This is a genomic window from Corallococcus praedator, assembly GCF_003612125.1.
Classification (GTDB): Bacteria; Myxococcota; Myxococcia; order Myxococcales; family Myxococcaceae; genus Corallococcus; species Corallococcus praedator.
The window spans coordinates 1-14,777 of record NZ_RAWI01000236.1 but is presented as its reverse complement, the minus strand read 5'-3'; the positions used below and the strand labels follow the sequence as shown (position 1 = coordinate 14,777).

Annotated in this window: 14 protein-coding genes and 1 pseudogene; 8 read left to right on the top strand and 7 right to left on the bottom strand. The window is 70.6% G+C overall.

The features are described from left to right. Positions 1–253: pseudogene (locus D7Y13_RS26400) on the top strand (WD40/YVTN/BNR-like repeat-containing protein); the annotation flags it as partial. Between the two features lie 70 nt (positions 254–323). Here D7Y13_RS26400 and D7Y13_RS26395 read toward each other — a convergent pair. Together D7Y13_RS26395 and D7Y13_RS26390 are read right to left on the bottom strand one after the other, a co-directional pair. Beyond that, positions 324–2,453 carry a putative metal-binding motif-containing protein gene (locus tag D7Y13_RS26395; protein WP_120585334.1) on the bottom strand — a complete coding sequence of 710 codons (2,130 nt, stop codon included), beginning with the start codon at positions 2,451–2,453 and terminating at the stop codon, positions 324–326. Between the two features lie 91 nt (positions 2,454–2,544). After that, positions 2,545–3,204 (bottom strand): YiiX/YebB-like N1pC/P60 family cysteine hydrolase, encoded by a 660-nt coding sequence (locus D7Y13_RS26390; RefSeq protein ID WP_233595866.1) that lies wholly within the window; start codon positions 3,202–3,204, stop codon positions 2,545–2,547. A gap of 270 nt (positions 3,205–3,474) precedes the next feature. Here D7Y13_RS26390 and D7Y13_RS26385 point away from each other — a divergent pair, with 270 nt between their 5' ends. Next, positions 3,475–5,676: a PhnD/SsuA/transferrin family substrate-binding protein gene (locus tag D7Y13_RS26385; protein WP_120585333.1), complete on the top strand. Its 2,202-nt coding sequence runs from the start codon at positions 3,475–3,477 to the stop codon at positions 5,674–5,676. Here the strand turns inward: D7Y13_RS26385 and thpR are convergent. Then, positions 5,673–6,224: an RNA 2',3'-cyclic phosphodiesterase gene (gene thpR, locus D7Y13_RS26380; RefSeq protein ID WP_120585332.1), complete on the bottom strand. Its 552-nt coding sequence runs from the start codon at positions 6,222–6,224 to the stop codon at positions 5,673–5,675. The genes D7Y13_RS26385 and thpR overlap by 4 nt on opposite strands. A 31-nt stretch (positions 6,225–6,255) precedes the next feature. Continuing rightward, the gene (locus tag D7Y13_RS26375) at positions 6,256–6,780 is read right to left on the bottom strand and encodes a metal-dependent hydrolase (RefSeq protein WP_120585331.1); all 525 of its coding nucleotides are present in this window, start codon (positions 6,778–6,780) and stop codon (positions 6,256–6,258) included. 69 nt (positions 6,781–6,849) lie between these two features. On the opposite strand from D7Y13_RS26375, the gene D7Y13_RS26370 reads away from it, so the two are divergent. Then, positions 6,850–8,091, top strand: coding sequence for an adenylate/guanylate cyclase domain-containing protein (locus D7Y13_RS26370; RefSeq protein WP_120536163.1), 1,242 nt, complete (start codon positions 6,850–6,852; stop codon positions 8,089–8,091). A gap of 62 nt (positions 8,092–8,153) precedes the next feature. Here D7Y13_RS26370 and proS read toward each other — a convergent pair whose 3' ends face one another. Further along, positions 8,154–9,587: a proline--tRNA ligase gene (gene proS / locus D7Y13_RS26365; RefSeq protein ID WP_120536164.1), complete on the bottom strand. Its 1,434-nt coding sequence runs from the start codon at positions 9,585–9,587 to the stop codon at positions 8,154–8,156. Positions 9,588–9,713: 126 nt separating this feature from the next. On the opposite strand from proS, the gene D7Y13_RS26360 reads away from it, so the two are divergent. From D7Y13_RS26360 to D7Y13_RS26350, 3 genes are all read left to right on the top strand, one after another. Beyond that, a complete protein-coding gene (locus D7Y13_RS26360; protein ID WP_233595865.1) occupies positions 9,714–10,409 on the top strand; it encodes a DUF4336 domain-containing protein in 696 nt (231 codons plus the stop codon). 120 nt (positions 10,410–10,529) lie between these two features. Then, complete coding sequence (locus tag D7Y13_RS26355) at positions 10,530–11,153, top strand: MXAN_6652 family MXYO-CTERM-anchored protein (RefSeq protein WP_120585330.1); 624 nt, start codon at positions 10,530–10,532, stop codon at positions 11,151–11,153. Between the two features lie 122 nt (positions 11,154–11,275). Beyond that, positions 11,276–12,193, top strand: coding sequence for an endonuclease/exonuclease/phosphatase family protein (locus D7Y13_RS26350; RefSeq protein WP_120585329.1), 918 nt, complete (start codon positions 11,276–11,278; stop codon positions 12,191–12,193). 21 nt (positions 12,194–12,214) lie between these two features. On the opposite strand, the gene D7Y13_RS26345 is transcribed toward D7Y13_RS26350, so the two are convergent. Next, positions 12,215–12,772, bottom strand: a complete 558-nt coding sequence (locus D7Y13_RS26345) for a hypothetical protein (RefSeq protein WP_120536166.1) — start codon at positions 12,770–12,772, stop codon at positions 12,215–12,217. A 237-nt stretch (positions 12,773–13,009) separates the two neighbouring features. Between D7Y13_RS26345 and D7Y13_RS26340 the strand changes: the two genes are divergently transcribed. Further along, positions 13,010–13,660 (top strand): YdcF family protein, encoded by a 651-nt coding sequence (locus tag D7Y13_RS26340; RefSeq protein ID WP_120585328.1) that lies wholly within the window; start codon positions 13,010–13,012, stop codon positions 13,658–13,660. A gap of 1 nt (position 13,661) precedes the next feature. Here the strand turns inward: D7Y13_RS26340 and D7Y13_RS26335 are convergent, their stop codons facing one another. Continuing rightward, positions 13,662–14,156, bottom strand: coding sequence for a MarR family winged helix-turn-helix transcriptional regulator (locus D7Y13_RS26335; protein ID WP_120585327.1), 495 nt, complete (start codon positions 14,154–14,156; stop codon positions 13,662–13,664). Between the two features lie 108 nt (positions 14,157–14,264). Between D7Y13_RS26335 and modA the strand changes: the two genes are divergently transcribed. After that, positions 14,265–14,777 (top strand): molybdate ABC transporter substrate-binding protein (gene modA, locus D7Y13_RS26330; RefSeq protein WP_120630800.1); only part of this gene is annotated, 513 nt, incomplete at its 3' end.

The window sequence follows — 14,777 nt, the reverse complement described above, 5'->3', positions numbered from 1 at the left end:
GGTGCTGGGGACGGGGAGGGCGAGCGTGGGAGACGTGCAGTCCGACGCGGACGTGTACGCGCGGCTCTTCACCAGCGCGGACGGCACGACGTGGCGCGAGGCGCGGCGCTACGAGCGGGGATCAAGCACGGACCTGGCCCGCGCGGACGTGTGGGGCGTACTGGCCTCCGGCGACCTGGTGGTGCGGGCGGAGAACCTGAAGGGCTTCGGCGTGGGAGGGAAGGGCTTCCAGGTCCTGCGGGTGAAGCGCTGACGCCCAGCGCTCCACCGTGACCCGGACCGGACTTCGACAGGGACGAAGTCCGGCCCGGTGGCCGCTCCTGCTACTGGGGCCAGAACGGGTAGTGGGTCACCTGCCGGTCCTGGCCCACGACCCAGATGTCCGCCGGACTGGTGCCCGCGATGCCATGCTTGGGGTTGCTCGCCGTCGAGGTGTCCCAGACGGAGCCGTCGTAGCGGAGCACCGTGCCCCCGAGCGTGCTGATGAAGATGGCGTTCTTTCCGAAGGCCAGGACGCCCGTGTAGCTGCCAGGGGGCGCCCCTGAGCTGTCGATGGACCACTCGGTGCCATTCCATTGCAGCAACTGGCCCGAGTCACTCACCGCATAGGCAAGCTTCGCGTTGACGACATGGACGGCGGTCAGCGCGCTGGCGGCGTTCGGGACGCTCGTGTCCTTCACCCAATCCGCCGGAGGCGGCTGGTTGCCCGTGTAGCGAAGGACCGCGCCCTTGCCATCGTTTTCCACGCCCACGGCGAAGAGGGTGCTCTCGGAGATGCCGTGCACGGCGGACAGGACCAGGTTGTTGCGGCCCTGCGCATTCACGGTGCTGCCTCCGCCATTCCACTGGAAGGTCACGCCATGAGTCGTCGCCCCCTGCTTCCCCGTCCCGAAGAGCTTCACGCCCCCGCCGTTGGTGGCGAAGCCCTTCAGGCCCGTGGTGGTCGTGGTGTTGGGCGTCACGGGGGTCCTGGGCGTGCAGTCCGTGCTGGTCGGTGTCTGGACGATGAGCTGGCCTTCATCCCTGCCGATATAGGCGGTGTCGGTGGAGGGATCCGCCCAGACACTGGGGAGGATTTGAGGTGTCGAGCCATCCGTGCAGGCTCCGTCGAGGACCTTGAAGGCGTTGAGCGTGGGGACCTTGACCGCCCGGCCCGAGCCGGTGCCGACAATCCAGACGCCACCGTTGCCGTACACGGACACGCCCAGCCAGTCGCGGCTTGGATCCGTTCCGACATCCTGGGTGGCCCAGGTGGGCCCTCCGGCGGGACAGACCCCGGCCTCGGTTGTCATCGGGTTGCAGTCGTTGTCCTGGCTGTCACACAGCTCGGGCGCGCCCTCGTGGATGAAGGGGTTGCCATCATCGCAGTCACCCGCCTGGGGCGCGTAGTCGGCATCCGGCCGGATGCAGGACACGATGACCTGCGCCTCATCGCTGCCGTGGTTGTCCAGGTCTTCATCCCGGGACCAGTTGGAAGGCGCGGCCGTTCCCATGCAGAACGTGCCGCCATCCACCTTGCCCTCGGTGCGGCCCGTGCAGGCCATGAGCCCCGCGCAATGCGTGTCGGGCGTATCGCAGGTGCTCGTCAGGATGTCCGTGGTGCCGTCGCAGTTGTTGTCCACCCCGTCGCACGTCTCCGCCTCCAGGGGATTGACCTTCTTGTTCCCGTCGTCGCAGTCGTCATGCCGCGCGTTGAACGGCACGAAGCCCGCGTCGGGCACGGTGTTCGGGGCGCAGAACGGGGTGGGCTCCACGCCCGCCTTGCCCACCTTGTCGTCGTCCCCATCCACCCAGGCCAGCGTCGGCGTGGGCGCGTTGCAGGTGGTCCCGACCTTGTTGAACGCGCACTCGAGCTTCCCCGTGCAGCCCCCATCCTGCGTGCAGGCGACCCCCAGCCCGAAGAACGTCTGGTCATCGTCGCCGCTGCAGTCATCGTCCCGGTCGTTGCACCGCTCGGTGGCGCCCGGGTGGACGGAGGCCCCCGTCTCCCGGTCGTCATCGCAGTCCGTGCCGCCCGTTCCGTCCGCGTTCTTGAGGATGTAGCCATCCCCATCCTGGTCGGCGGCGCTCAGCGCCAGCTTGAGCTCCGGGGGATTGCCCTTCGCCGCCTCGCCCCGGACGATGGTGACCGGTCCTTCCCCGGACGCGACGACCTTCCCCGTGCAGTCCTGGTCCGTCACGAAGGGCGCCTCGAACGCCTCCGCCTTGAGCGTGAGCCCGGTGCCCCAGTCCTCCGGCAGGACGACGCCCACCAGCACGCTGCCGCCGACGGAAGGCGCGCCCTTGCCCGCCAGCGCCGTGGACCGGGTCTCCTGGCTGGCGTCATCCCGGGCCGTCACCCGGAGGCAGCCCGGCACGAAGCCCGTGGACGTGACGGTGACCTTCACCCCGTCCTGGGGGTCCTTACAGCCCGCGAGGGCGAACAAGGGCAGCAGCAGAAGAAGGTGTCGCATGACGCCAACCCTACCGGTCCTTCACCCCGCGTGTGAGCCCCTGTCTTGCTTTCCGGGTCGCCAGGAAACGAACGGGGCGCCGGGGCCTGCCTCAGCGCGCCTCCGGGAAGTCCGAGTGCACCACCTCCAGCCGGGCATCGGCCGCCATGCTCGCGGGCGTCACCAGCTCCAGGTCCACGGGAATCGCGCCCCGGTAGCGCTCGGAGATCTCCCGCTTCAGGCCCGCCACATCCAGCGTGCCCAGCTTCTCCATCTTCCCGTACTCCACCCCCGCGCCCGCCGCGTACGCCTTGCGCACCAGCTCCGAGCAGTACATCGCCTCATCCCCCCACCCGAAGAGCGCGTCGTACGGCTTGCCCAGATGTCGCTTCGCCTCCGCCACCACGCGCTCCTTCGCCGCGGCCTCCACGCCCGTGGGCCGCAACACCAGCAGCCGCCCCTTCACCCCGCGCGCCTTCCATTGGCCGAACGGGGTGCGCTTCACAGGCTGCACCGCCTCCACCACGAACGCCCCCTCTGGCGTCACCTCCACCAGCCCCACGTGCGACAGCGGGCTGTGCGTCGCCACCTGGATGGCTTTGGACTGCCGCGATCCAGAGGTCTGGAACACCACGTCCCCGGTCCGCACCTTCGCCTCCACCCCCGTGCCCTCAGCGGTGTGTGGCGCCGCCTCCACACCGCGGGCGCCCAACCACAGCACCCCGCCCATCCCGGTGATGCCTACCCACAGTGCCTTGCCTCTCAATGCCATCCGCCCAGTCCTTTCAGGGGTTTGCCTTCGCCTGTAAGGCTGCTGTGCAGACATGGTGCCATTGCTCTCAGCAGGCTCCTGGCGCCTTCCCAGGCCCCTGGTCAATGACGACCCTGGGTCAGAGTGTGGTAAACCTGGGGAACCAATTTATTTCAGTGATTCAGGAATTATGTGCAATGGCGTAAGAGTTCAGGCAAGGTGGCGGAAGTCGTGAACCGGGGGCCCGGAGCTGGGGCCGCCGGAGGAGGGGGGAAACCGGAGGATTCTGCCGTGACCGCGTCGAGCGCCCCCATCCGTTGCCTGCTCTACCCCTCGTTGGGGGAGATCCGGGAGCATGTCCGCGTGGAGTTGTTCGCGCGGGCCCTGTCGGAACGGCTGGGTCGGCCGGTGGTGATGTCCATGTCTCCGACCTATGAGGCATTGGAGGCGGAGCTGGTGGCGGGCCGCGTGGACATGGCGTGGGGAACCGCCGAGCAGTGCAATGCCTTTGAGCCGCAGGCCCGGGCGGTGCTTCGCGCGGTGCGTTCAGGCAGCTGGCACTACCATTCCGCGCTGGTGTGTCGCGCGGACGCGCCGCTCACGCTGGAGACGCTCCAGGGCAAGCGCGTGGCCTGGGTGGCGCCGCGCTCCACCGGAGGACACCTGCTGCCCGTGCGCTACCTGGAGTCGCTGGGGCTCCGCCCGGACGCGCTCTTCTCCGAACAGCGCTTCCTGGGCACCTACCGCAAGGCATTGGACGCGGTGCTGCGCGGCGAGTCGGACGTGGCCGCCATCTTCTCCAACCACACCGACGCGCACGCCATGCGCGCCACGCTGACGTCGTACCTGGGCGCGGACGCGCCCCAGCTCACGCCCTTTCTCTTCACCACCTCCACGCTCGCCGACGGCCTCATCCTCACCAGGCGCCTGTCGGACGCGGACTCGGAGCTGCTGCTCTCCGTCCTCACCCGGATGAACACCGACGGCGCGGGCCTGGAGATGCTCATGGGCCCCTTCCGGGTGGAGGGCTTCATCCGCTCCCCGGGCCCGGGCGCGCCGGTGTCCAGCCCCCGCCCCTCGCAGGGCGCGGAGTACGTGACGGGCGAACTGGATGCGGAGGGGCGCTGTCTGCACCTGTGGTCCCCGTCGGGCCGCGTCTTCGGCCGCGACGTGCGCAGCGCCGGGGGCCGCAGGCTGGACGAGGTCCTGGGCGCCGAGGCGAGCGAGCCCCTCATGTCCCTGGTCCGCGCCGTCCTCCGGGGCGGCTCCGACGGGCGGCTGGAGTACCGGCTCTCCGTGGGCGGCGAGGAGCGCGTCTACGCGGCGGAGATCACCCCCTGTGCTCCGGCTCCGGGGGACATCGGCGTCCGCCTGGGCCTGCTGGCGCGCGACGTCACCGGGCTGCGCTCGCTGGAGGAGCCCCTGTACCGGCTGGCGTCCTTCCCGCTGCTGCACCCGGAGCCGCTGCTGGAGTTGGGCATGGACGGGGAGCTGCGGTACGCGAACCCCGCGACGCACGTGGCATTCCAGGACCTGGTGGAGCGCGGCGCGCAGCACCCCCTGGTGCACGCGGCGCTCACCTGGGCCTGGCGGGGGGCGCCCCCGAACGAGCCCATGCCCACGGTGCACCTGGATGGCCGCTACTGGGAGCTCACCGTCACGCAGCTCTGGGATCCGCCGGGCCTGCGCGTGTTCGCGCGCGACGTGACGCTGCGAAAGCAGCTGGAGGCGAAGCTGTTCCAGGCGGACCGGCTGTCCGCGCTCGGGTCGCTCGCGGCGGCGGTGGGCCATGAGATGAACAACCCGCTGGCCTTCGTGCTGGCGAACCTCTCCTTCATCCGGGAGGAGTTGGATCGGCTCAAGCAGCCGATGCTCGCCGGACAGGCCGTGCCGCGCGCCGACCTGGACGACGTCCTGGAGGCGCTGGGCGAAACGGTGGAGGGCGCCACCCGGCTCAAGCACATCGTGCAGGACCTGCGCACGCTGTCGCGCAAGCCGCCCGAGCACCGCGCCCGCGTGGCCGTGCAGCCGGTGCTGGAGAACGCGCTCAAGCTGTTGCGCGGAGAGCTGCAGCACCGCGCGCGGCTGGAGCGCGACTTCCACGACCTGCCCACGGTGGACGGGGACGAGGCGCGCCTCACCCAGTTGTTCCTCAACCTGCTGCTCAACGCCGTGCAGGCCATGGATCCGCAGGACGCGGAGCGCAACGTGCTGCGCGTCGCGGCCTACACCAGCGAGGATGGCGCGGCGGTGGTGGAGGTCCAGGACACGGGCAAGGGCCTGCCCCCGGACGTGCTCGCGCGCATCTTCGAGCCGTTCGTCGCCGCGGGCCCCAGCAGCACCGGCCTGGGCCTGTCGGTGAGCCACACCATCGTCACCGACCTGGGCGGCACGCTGCGCGCGGAGAGCCGCGAGGGGCGGGGCACGCTGCTCACCGTCACGCTGCCCGCCGCCGTGCCGGTGGCGGATCCGCAGTCGCTGCGCGCCTGCTAGCGCGCGCCCAGGAGGACCTCCAGGCGGGACGTGTAGTGGCCGCCCGCGCTCTCGAACAGCACCAGCCGGTCCACGAGTCCCTGGCCCCAGGACTCCTGGCCGAGGATGCGCGCGCACGCCGCCAGCGCCGGGTCCCCGTGCGGCCGCTTCGAGCGGGCCAGGGTCAGGTGCGCGGTGTACTCCCGGTGTTCGGAGGCGAAGCCCAGGGGGGCCAGCGCCAAGGCCACGTCCGCCTGGAGCGCCTTCAGCGCGCAGAGGGCCCCGCGCACGTCGGCCCAGAGCACGCTCGGGTGGGTCGGCGCGCCAAACGTCCCGCCGCCTTCCACCGACAGCACGAACGGCGCGTGGCGCGGGCCCACCGGCTCCAGCGCGTCGTGGAGCAGGGACACGCAGGAGGGGTCCACGTCCCCCAGGAACAGCAGCGTCAGGTGCACGCCCTCCGGCTTCACCCACTTCGCCTCCGGGGCGTGGGCGCGCAGGCGCTCGATGCCCCGCTCGGCCTCGGCGGTGAGGGTGTCCCCCAGGGTCACGGCGGTGAACAGGCGCATCGCGACGGTCCTCCTTCCGACGGCATTGCGCTCAGGGGGCGCGCGCCCGCCGGGCCGGCCACAGCGCATAGGCCCAGGCAGGCAGGAAGACGAGCAACTCCACGAGGCTCACGTACAGCCCTCGCGCGGAAAGCATCCCCGCTCCAATGGGAGACACCGGCAGCGGGCGCACCGGGGCGAAGACGCGCGCGTGGGAGAAGGGCCAGTAGAGCGCCGCGCCCAGCCCTCCGTCGGTGAGCGCGTCCAGGATGCCGTGGCTGCCCACCGCGATGAGTGTCAGCAGACCCCAGCGCGTGCCGGACTCCCCCTTCCACCGGGCCAGCCCCGCCACCGCGAGCGCCACCAGCCCCGCGAACACGAACGAGTGCGACGCACCGCGGTGTCCCCAGGGCGCCGCGTAGGGGATGCGCAGCGCGAACGCCACCACGTCCGCGTCCGGCAGGAGGGCGAGCAGGGACATGAATCCCATCACCGCCACCCGCCGCCGCCAGGGGGCTGCCCCTGCCTCGAAGCGCCCCAGCGCCATGCCCACCGCTACGTGCCCGATGCTCGCCATGAGGCCGGACCCTAACGCAGCCGGCGACGTCTGGAGACAGAACCATCCGTGGAGTAGGTTTCGTGAAACATGCTGTCACTGTTCTACCGCTCCCGAGTCGAAACCGCCCTGAAGAGCCGCCTGGATGAGTGGCGGGCCGACGTGGGGTCCTGGCTCAACGTGATGCGCGTCGGCGCGACGGGGGCGTGGCTGCTCCTGGCCATCCTGGATGACTGGCGCGTGTCGCGCCCGGTGCTGGGTTGCTACATCGGGCTGGCGGCGCTGCTGTGGGCGGTCGCGCGCCGGGTGCCGTGGGTGCTGAAGCGGCCCGCGCTGGGCGTGGCGCTCATCGACATGCCGCTCATCTACTTCCTGCAGAGCCAGGCCATCCAGGTCTCCTCCAACGGCGTGCCCGCCGCGCTGCTGACCATGGGTGTGTACATGGTGCTGGTGGTCGTCGTGTCCATGGTGACGCTGTCGCGCCTGGTCGTCGTGGCGGCCACGCTGCTGGGCATCGCGGGGGCGGCGCTCCTGTCGCTGGGCGCGGGCCTGCAGGCCTCCCAGTTCCTGCCCGGCATGGTGCTGGTGATGGCGCTCGCGTCCGCGGTGGCCTTCTTCGTCAGCCGCACGGTGCTGGGGCTGGTGACGGACGTGGTGCGCGAGGAGATGCAGCGCGAGCGGCTGGGGCGCTTCTTCTCCCCGGAGGTCGCCCGGCGCATCTCCGAGAAGGGCACCGACGGCGAGGCCGGTGAGCACCGCGAGGTGACGCTGCTGTTCTCCGACATCCGCGGCTTCACCACGCTGTCGGACCGGATGGACAGCCCCCAGGTGGTGGCGCTGCTCAACGAATACCTGTCCCGCATGGTGGAGGTGGTGTTCCGCCACGGCGGCACGTTGGACAAGTTCCTGGGCGACGGCATCCTCGCGTACTTCGGCGCGCCGCTGGAGCAGCCCGGCCACCCGGCCGCCGCGGTGTCGTGCGCGCTGGCCATGCTGGAGGCGCTGGAGAAGCTCAACCAGGAGCGCGCCGCGCGGGGTGAAGGCATCCTCCACATCGGCGTGGGCGTGCACACCGGGCGCGTGGTGGTGGGCGCCGTGGGCAGCGAGCAGCGCCGCGAGTACACCGTCATCGGCGACGCGGTGAACCTGGCCAGCCGCATCGAGGGGCTCACGAAGAAGGTGGGCGCCCCGGTGCTCGTCTCCAACGCCACGCGCGAGCGCTGCGCGGAGACCTTCGACTTCGAGGCCGCCGCCCCGCTGCCCGTGCAGGGCAAGCCGGAGCCGGTGGCCACCTTCCTGCCCAAAAAGCGCGTCCTGCTCGCCGCGAGCTGAAACGAAACAGGGGCCGGGAGGAAAACCTCCCAGCCCCCGTGAAGTCGTTGCGGCCCGAGGCTTCAGTAAGCCTTGGCGAACACGATGCGGCCCGGGGACGGCTCGCCCGTCATCACGCACTTGCCCGGTTCCTGCTTGAGGTTGAAGGGCCGGCACCGGGTGGTGAGGCCCGTCTCCTCCTTGATGCGCGCCTCCACCTTGGCGTCGCCGTTCCAGTGCGCCAGCAGGAAGCCGTCATCCGCGCGCGCCTTCAGCTCCTCCAGGGAGTTGACCTCGTGGGTGTTGGCGTCGCGGAAGGCCTTGGCCTTCTGGAACAGGTCCTTCTGCATCTGGTCCAGCATGGCCTGGGCCTTGGCCACGGCCTCGTCCAGCGGCACGAACTCCTTCTGCTTCAGGTCGCGGCGCACCATCACGCAGGAGTTCTTCGCCAGGTCCTTGGGGCCAATCTCGATGCGCACGCACGTGCCGATGAGCTCGTGCTCGTTGTACTTGAAGCCCGGGCCCTTGCTGTCGTCGTCGTCCACCACCACGCCCAGGCCCGCCTTGCGCAGGTCCGCGCCCAGGGCGTGCGCCTTCTCCAGCACCTGCGTCTTCTCCGCGTCCGTCGCCTTGCCGGCGATGGGGATGATGACCACGTGCGTGGCCGCCAGCTTCGGCGGCACGATGAGGCCCGAGTCATCCGAGTGCGTGAGGATGAGCCCGCCGATGAGGCGCGTGGACACGCCCCAGGACGTCTGCCACACGAAGTGCTCGCGGCCGTCGCGGCCCTGGAACTTGGTCTCGAAGGCCTTGGCGAAGTTCTGGCCCAGGTTGTGGCTGGTGCCCGCCTGCAGCGCCTTCTTGTCCTGCATCATCGCCTCGATGCTGTACGTGCGCAGCGCGCCGGCGAACCGCTCCGACTCCGTCTTGCGCCCGGTCAGCACGGGCATCGCCATGTAGTCCTCGGCGAACTCGCGGTAGACCTCCAGCATCTGGAGGGTCATCTTCTCCGCGTCGTCCTCCGTCTCATGACAGGTGTGGCCTTCCTGCCAGAGGAACTCCGTGGTGCGCAGGAACAGACGGGTGCGCATCTCCCAGCGCATCACGTTGGCCCACTGGTTGATGAGCAGCGGCAGGTCGCGGTAGCTCTGCACCCACTTCGCGAAGCTGCGGTTGATGATGGTCTCCGACGTGGGCCGGATGACGTACGGCTCCTCCAGCTTCTGGCCGCCCGCGTGCGTGACGACGGCGAGCTGGGGGTTGAAGCCCTCGACGTGCTCCGCTTCCTTCTTGAGGTAGCTCTCCGGGATGAGGAGCGGGAAGTAGGCGTTCTTGACGCCCACCTGCTTGAACTTCGCGTCCAACGTCCGCTGGATGTTCTCCCACAGCGCATAGCCGTTGGGACGGATGACCATGCAGCCCTTCACGTCCGAGTAGTCAGCGAGCTTCGCCTTCTGGACCAGATCGACGTACCACTCGGAAAAGCCCTTCTCGCGGGGCGTGAGCTTGTCGGCCATGTGCTGGGAACCTTGCTAGGGGATGTAGAGAGGGGGTTGCCTACGCTGGGATGTTCCGGAAATCAACGCCGGACCGTGCCCGGACTCCTCCCGGAGACTTCGCCCATGCTTGAAGTCAGACCTGCCATGCCCATGACGCCTGACGCCGGCCTCCGGAAGCTCACCGACGACGTCCACGTCCTCGACGCGCCGTTCACCTTTCTTGGAATCGAGGTGGGCGGGCGCATGACGGTCCTCCGCCTGCCGGACGGCGGACTGTGGGTGCACTCGCCCGTCGCCTTCACCCCGGAGCGGCGGGCCGCGCTGGAGGCCCTGGGGCCGGTGCGCTTCCTCGTCGCCCCCAACCTCTACCACCACCTGCACCTGCCGGACTGGTCCGCCGCCTTCCCGGACGCGAAGGTGGTGGCCCCGCCGGGACTGCGCGCGAAGCAGCCCGCGCTGAGGATCGACCAGGAGCTGGGCGACGCGCCGGACGCGGGCTGGGCCTCCGTGGTGGACCAGGTGCACGTGCGCGGCATGCCCAAGCTGGGCGAGTTCCTCTTCTTCCACCGGCCGTCCCGCACGCTGCTCGTCACCGACCTGGTCTTCCACTACCAGCACGCGGACTCCTGGAAGCTGCGCCTGTACGCGCGGGTCGAACGCGTCTGGAAGCGCTTCGCCGCCCCCCTCCTCATCCGCGTGCTGACGAAGGACAGGCAGGCCGCGCGGGCCGCCCTCCAGCGCGCGCTCACGTGGGACGTGGAGCGCGTGGTGGTGTGCCACGGCGAGGTGCTGGAGCACGGTGGCCAGAAGGCCCTGCACGACGCCTTCGCCTGGCTGTAGGTCGCGGTGCGTCCTGCCCTGGTGGGTGATGCGGATGTCGCCTGCTGCACTCCACGCCGCACTGCGCTAGAAGGGGACCTCCTCGTCTTCCCTGATTTTCCCCCTCAGGAGGTTCGTCCCATGCGGTCCTTTCTTTCGTCTGTCGGCGCGGTCGTGGTGTGCCTTGTCGCGGGCTCCGCGTCCGCCAACTCCACCGGCATGCCCGGGCGCAGTGGCAAGCAGAGCGTGTCGTGCACGGCGTCCGGCTGCCACGGCGGCGGTGCCAGCGCCCCCACGGTGACGCTGGAGGGTCCGTCCGCGCTGACCGCGGGCCAGACGGGCAACTACTCGCTGGTCATCACCGGCGGCCCCGCCGTGAAGGCGGGCATGAACGTGGCGACGGATGGCGTGGCGGGCGCGACGCTCACCGCGGGCTCCGGCACGAAGCTGGTGAACGGGGAGCTGACGCATTCGCTGCCCAAGGCCTTCACCGGCACCACCGCGCGCTTCGACTTCTCGCTGGTGGCGCCCGCGACCAACGGCACGCTGAAGGTGTTCGCGGCGGGCAACTCCGTGAATGGCGACACGCAGGCGACGGGTGACGCGCACGCCACCACCTCGCTGGACGTGGTCATCACGGGCGGCACGGACCCCGTCCCCGACGAGGGGAAGGACGAGGGCGGCTGCTCCGCGACCGCCGGTGGGCCGCTGCTGGGCGCGGTGTTCGCGGTGCTGGCCGCGCGCCGTCGCCGCCGCGCGAACTGAAGGGCGCGGTCCGCGTCGCGAAACCTCGCACCCTGGGACCTGGATGCCCGGCCGCTTCCCGGCCGGGCCCGGTGGGGTGGGACGACAGCGCCAGGGCCTGCGACCTACCATCGCGCCCCTTGATGCGACCGAGCCCCCTCCTGACCCTGTTGCTCGTCGCGGGACCGCTGGCCTGTGCCACCGGTCCCGTGGTGCGTCCCACCCTCTCCTCGGGCGTCACGCCCGTCGCCGTGGCTCCGAAGGCCGCGCGCGACGCGGGCGCCCTGCGGGTGATGACCTTCAACATCCAGTCCGGCCTGCGCGGCCTCGCGCAGGTGGCGGACGTCATCCGCGCGGAGTCGCCGGACGTCGTCGCGCTGCAGGAGGTGGACGTGGGCTCCACCCGCGCGGGCGGGGAGGACCAGGTGGAGCGGCTGTCGGCGCTCACCGGCCTGAAGTACCGCGCGCACTTCGGCACCACGAAGCTGTACGGGGGCCACTACGGCATCGCGCTCTTGTCGCGCTACCCGATGGAGTCGCTGGCGCAGTACCCGCTGCCCACGCCCCGGGGCGCGGAGCCGCGCACGCTGGCGCACGCGGTGCTGGACGTGGACGGGCGCGAGGTGAGCGTCTACGCCACGCACCTCATCCGCCGTCCCTTCAATGGCGCGGCGCGCGTCCGCCAGAGCGTCTTCATCGCGAACCTGCTGGCCAAGGACACGCGGCCCCGGTTGCTGATGGGGGACTTGAACGACGACCCGGATTCGCGTCCGGTGCGCCTCTTGCGCCGCCAGCTCCAGGACGTGGCGAAGGTCACCCACGCGGACGCGAAGGGCACCTACCCGATGCCGCTGTTCCTGGGCTCGCTGCGCATCGACTACGTGATGGCGTGCGGCGCGTTCACCCCGGTGTCCAGCCGCGTGCTGCACGTGGGCGCGTCCGACCACTACCCACTGGTGGCCGACCTGCGGCTTGCGCCCGCCGCCACGCCGAAGGTCGCCATCGAGGCGCCGGCGGCCCGGGACGCGGCGACGACCACCGCCGCGGCCGCCGCGCCCTGAGGTGTCCGGCGGGGCCCCGGCTCAGCCCGGCAGGGTGAAGCGGTAGAGGACCTCCAGGTCCCCCTTGCTGAAGCCCTTGAGGACCTCGTGGCGGATCTCCTTTCCGCCACTGAGGTACGCGAGCCCCCCGGCGGCGAAGCCCATCACGGCCAGCTCGAAGTAGACGTGCGGCCGGGGCACGCCGGTGATGCGCAGCTCGACGACGTTCTGGTGCAGCTGCGCGGTCAGCTCGCCCTCGGTGAAGTAGCCCTTCCAGATGCCGGGCGTGAACAGGGCGAAGCGGCGGAAGTCGTCCTTGCCGAACATCGTCTTGAGCTGGCCCTGGCCCAGCGCGTACTCCGCCGACTTGATGCCGTATTGCCAGTAGGCCTTCGTGTCACCGGCATAGAAGCGCTGGGTGAACGCCTCGTTGAGCCGCAGGAAGGCATCCGCCGGGATGCGCGTCACCGGCATGATGGGCTGACCGAAGAGGGGGTCCCGCTTCGCCTGCTCCGCGAGGAACCCCTTCCACGCCGCCTCGCCGAACGACTGCACCGCCAGGGTCTGCCGAGCCAGGAACGCGACGCCTTTGACATCCATTTGTATGTCTCCCACGCCCCCCGGCCGCTCCGGGTTCGCTCCGGACCCCGGCCGGGTCATTTCCTATTGTGTCCCCGCGCCTGCCTCCGGGCGATACGCATCGCAACAATTCACCGGGTCGTCTGGACACCCTGTCCCGGGGCGGGGGAGAGACCTGTTATCGCGGACACACTGCCTTGCTGCCGGTGTATCCGGGCTTGCACACGGCTCCGTGTGCGGGGGACAGGTTTCTCCACGATGCGACCGCTTGCCCTCCTTCCCAGACCCGGCCACCTGCGCCGGGGCGTGCTCGTGGCCGCGGGCGTGCTGACAGGCGGCGTCTTCGGGTTGGCGTGGTGGGTGGACCGCTTTGGCCGGCGTGAGCAGGCGGGCCTGGCGGACGCGCTGGTGGTGCTGGGCGCGAGGGTGCTGCCGGGCGGCGTGCCGTCCGGTGCGCTGGTGGCGCGCGTGGAGCAGGCGGCGGCGCTGTACCACCGGGGCGTGGCGCCCTGGCTGCTCCTGTCCGGCGGCGTGGGGGTGCATCCGCCGTCCGAGGCGCGCGTGATGCTGGAGCTGGCGGTGGCGGCGGGCGTGCCCGCGTCGGCGTGCGTGCTGGAGGAGCAGAGCCACTCCACGGACGACAACGCGCGCTTCAGCGTGCGCGTGTTGCGGGAGCGTGGAGCGCGCCGGGTGGTGGTGGTCTCCGACCCGTACCACCTGCTGCGCGCGCGGCAGTGCTTCCGGCGCGAGGGCTGGGAGGTGGCCACGAGCCCCGCGCCCATCGCCGGGCGGATGCGCGCGTGGGACCGGTGCTACTGGACGGTGCGCGAGGCGTTCGCGCTGCTGCTGCGGCCCCACCTGCTGCTGGCGCGGGCGCCCGGTGGACGCACGGGAGGGCCCGGGGCCTGACTCAAGTGCCCGAGGGGGTGTCCGGCGTGGGCTGGTCCAGCTTGAGCAGCACCTTCTCCATCACGCGGAAGAGGGCCTGACGGTCCTCGCGGTCGAGCATGCCCATCACCACGCCCATGGCCCGGTGCATGGAGCGGTCGAGCTTGGTGAACGTCTGGCGGCCCTTGTCGGTGAGGCGGCAGCGCACGACGCGCCGGTCGGTCTCACCGCGCTCGCGCTGCAGGTGGCCTTCGCGCTCCAGGCGGTCCACCACGCCGGTGACGGTCTTCTCGGTGACGCCCAGTCGCTTGGCCAGCTCGCCCATGGTGAGCGAACCGTCCAGGCCCAGCCACAGGAGCGCGTGCACCTGGGGCGGCGTGAACTGGAGCTGCTCGCAGGTGCTGGCGATGGGGTCGCGAAGCGAGCGGCGACGCCCCAGCGAGAACATCAGCTCCTGCATGCGGTCGACATCCTCCGCGAGCAGCTCATCCTCCTCTTTATGGATATTCCGTGACACGGAGTATTCATTAGCGGCGAGGTGGGGGCGGGTCAACCTGTAGTCTCGGGCGTGAGCATTTGGATGGTGCGGGTGTTGTCGCTGAGAAGCCTTCTGGAGGTGCGTGGGATGCGACTTTCGTGGCTGGGGCTCCTGGTGGCGATGTGGGCGGGGAGCGTGCGGGCGGAGGAAGAGGTGTTGGTGTTCGCGGCGGCGAGCACCACGGATGCGCTCCAGGCGCTCGCCCCCGCGTTCCAGAGGGAGACGGGGCACCGCGTGCGGTTCGCCTTTGGTGCCTCGAGTGACCTGTCACGTCAGGTCGTGGCGGGTGCCCCAGCGGATGCCTTTGTCTCCGCGGACGAGGTGAAGCTGGACGCGTTGGAGCGCGCGGGACTGGTGCAGCCGGGGTCGCGGGTGGACCTCGTGTCCAACCGTCTGGTGGTCATCGTGCCAGCGGCTTCGAAGCTGGAGCTGGAGGACGCGGCGGGGTTGAAGGGACTGCGCCGGGTGGTGCTGGCGGAGCCGGCGGCGGTCCCCGCGGGGGTGTACGCGAAGGAGTGGCTGACGCGGGCGGGTGTGTGGAAGGACGTAGCGCCGAACGTCGTGCCGGTGGTGGATGTACGGGCCGTGCTGGCGGCGGTG

What these genes read in the sequence shown, in the direction of transcription:
- D7Y13_RS26340 (WP_120585328.1), top strand. Translation starts at nt 13,010, where the DNA reads ATGCGACCGCTTGCCCTCCTTCCCAGACCCGGCCACCTGCGCCGGGGC.
- D7Y13_RS26395 (WP_120585334.1), bottom strand. Translation starts at nt 2,453, where the DNA reads ATGCGACACCTTCTTCTGCTGCTGCCCTTGTTCGCCCTCGCGGGCTGT.
- D7Y13_RS26345 (WP_120536166.1), bottom strand. Translation starts at nt 12,772, where the DNA reads ATGGATGTCAAAGGCGTCGCGTTCCTGGCTCGGCAGACCCTGGCGGTG.
- thpR (WP_120585332.1), bottom strand. Translation starts at nt 6,224, where the DNA reads ATGCGCCTGTTCACCGCCGTGACCCTGGGGGACACCCTCACCGCCGAG.
- D7Y13_RS26370 (WP_120536163.1), top strand. Translation starts at nt 6,850, where the DNA reads ATGCTGTCACTGTTCTACCGCTCCCGAGTCGAAACCGCCCTGAAGAGC.
- proS (WP_120536164.1), bottom strand. Translation starts at nt 9,587, where the DNA reads ATGGCCGACAAGCTCACGCCCCGCGAGAAGGGCTTTTCCGAGTGGTAC.
- D7Y13_RS26375 (WP_120585331.1), bottom strand. Translation starts at nt 6,780, where the DNA reads ATGGCGAGCATCGGGCACGTAGCGGTGGGCATGGCGCTGGGGCGCTTC.
- D7Y13_RS26350 (WP_120585329.1), top strand. Translation starts at nt 11,276, where the DNA reads ATGCGACCGAGCCCCCTCCTGACCCTGTTGCTCGTCGCGGGACCGCTG.
- D7Y13_RS26390 (WP_233595866.1), bottom strand. Translation starts at nt 3,204, where the DNA reads ATGGCATTGAGAGGCAAGGCACTGTGGGTAGGCATCACCGGGATGGGC.
- D7Y13_RS26355 (WP_120585330.1), top strand. Translation starts at nt 10,530, where the DNA reads ATGCGGTCCTTTCTTTCGTCTGTCGGCGCGGTCGTGGTGTGCCTTGTC.
- D7Y13_RS26360 (WP_233595865.1), top strand. Translation starts at nt 9,714, where the DNA reads ATGCCCATGACGCCTGACGCCGGCCTCCGGAAGCTCACCGACGACGTC.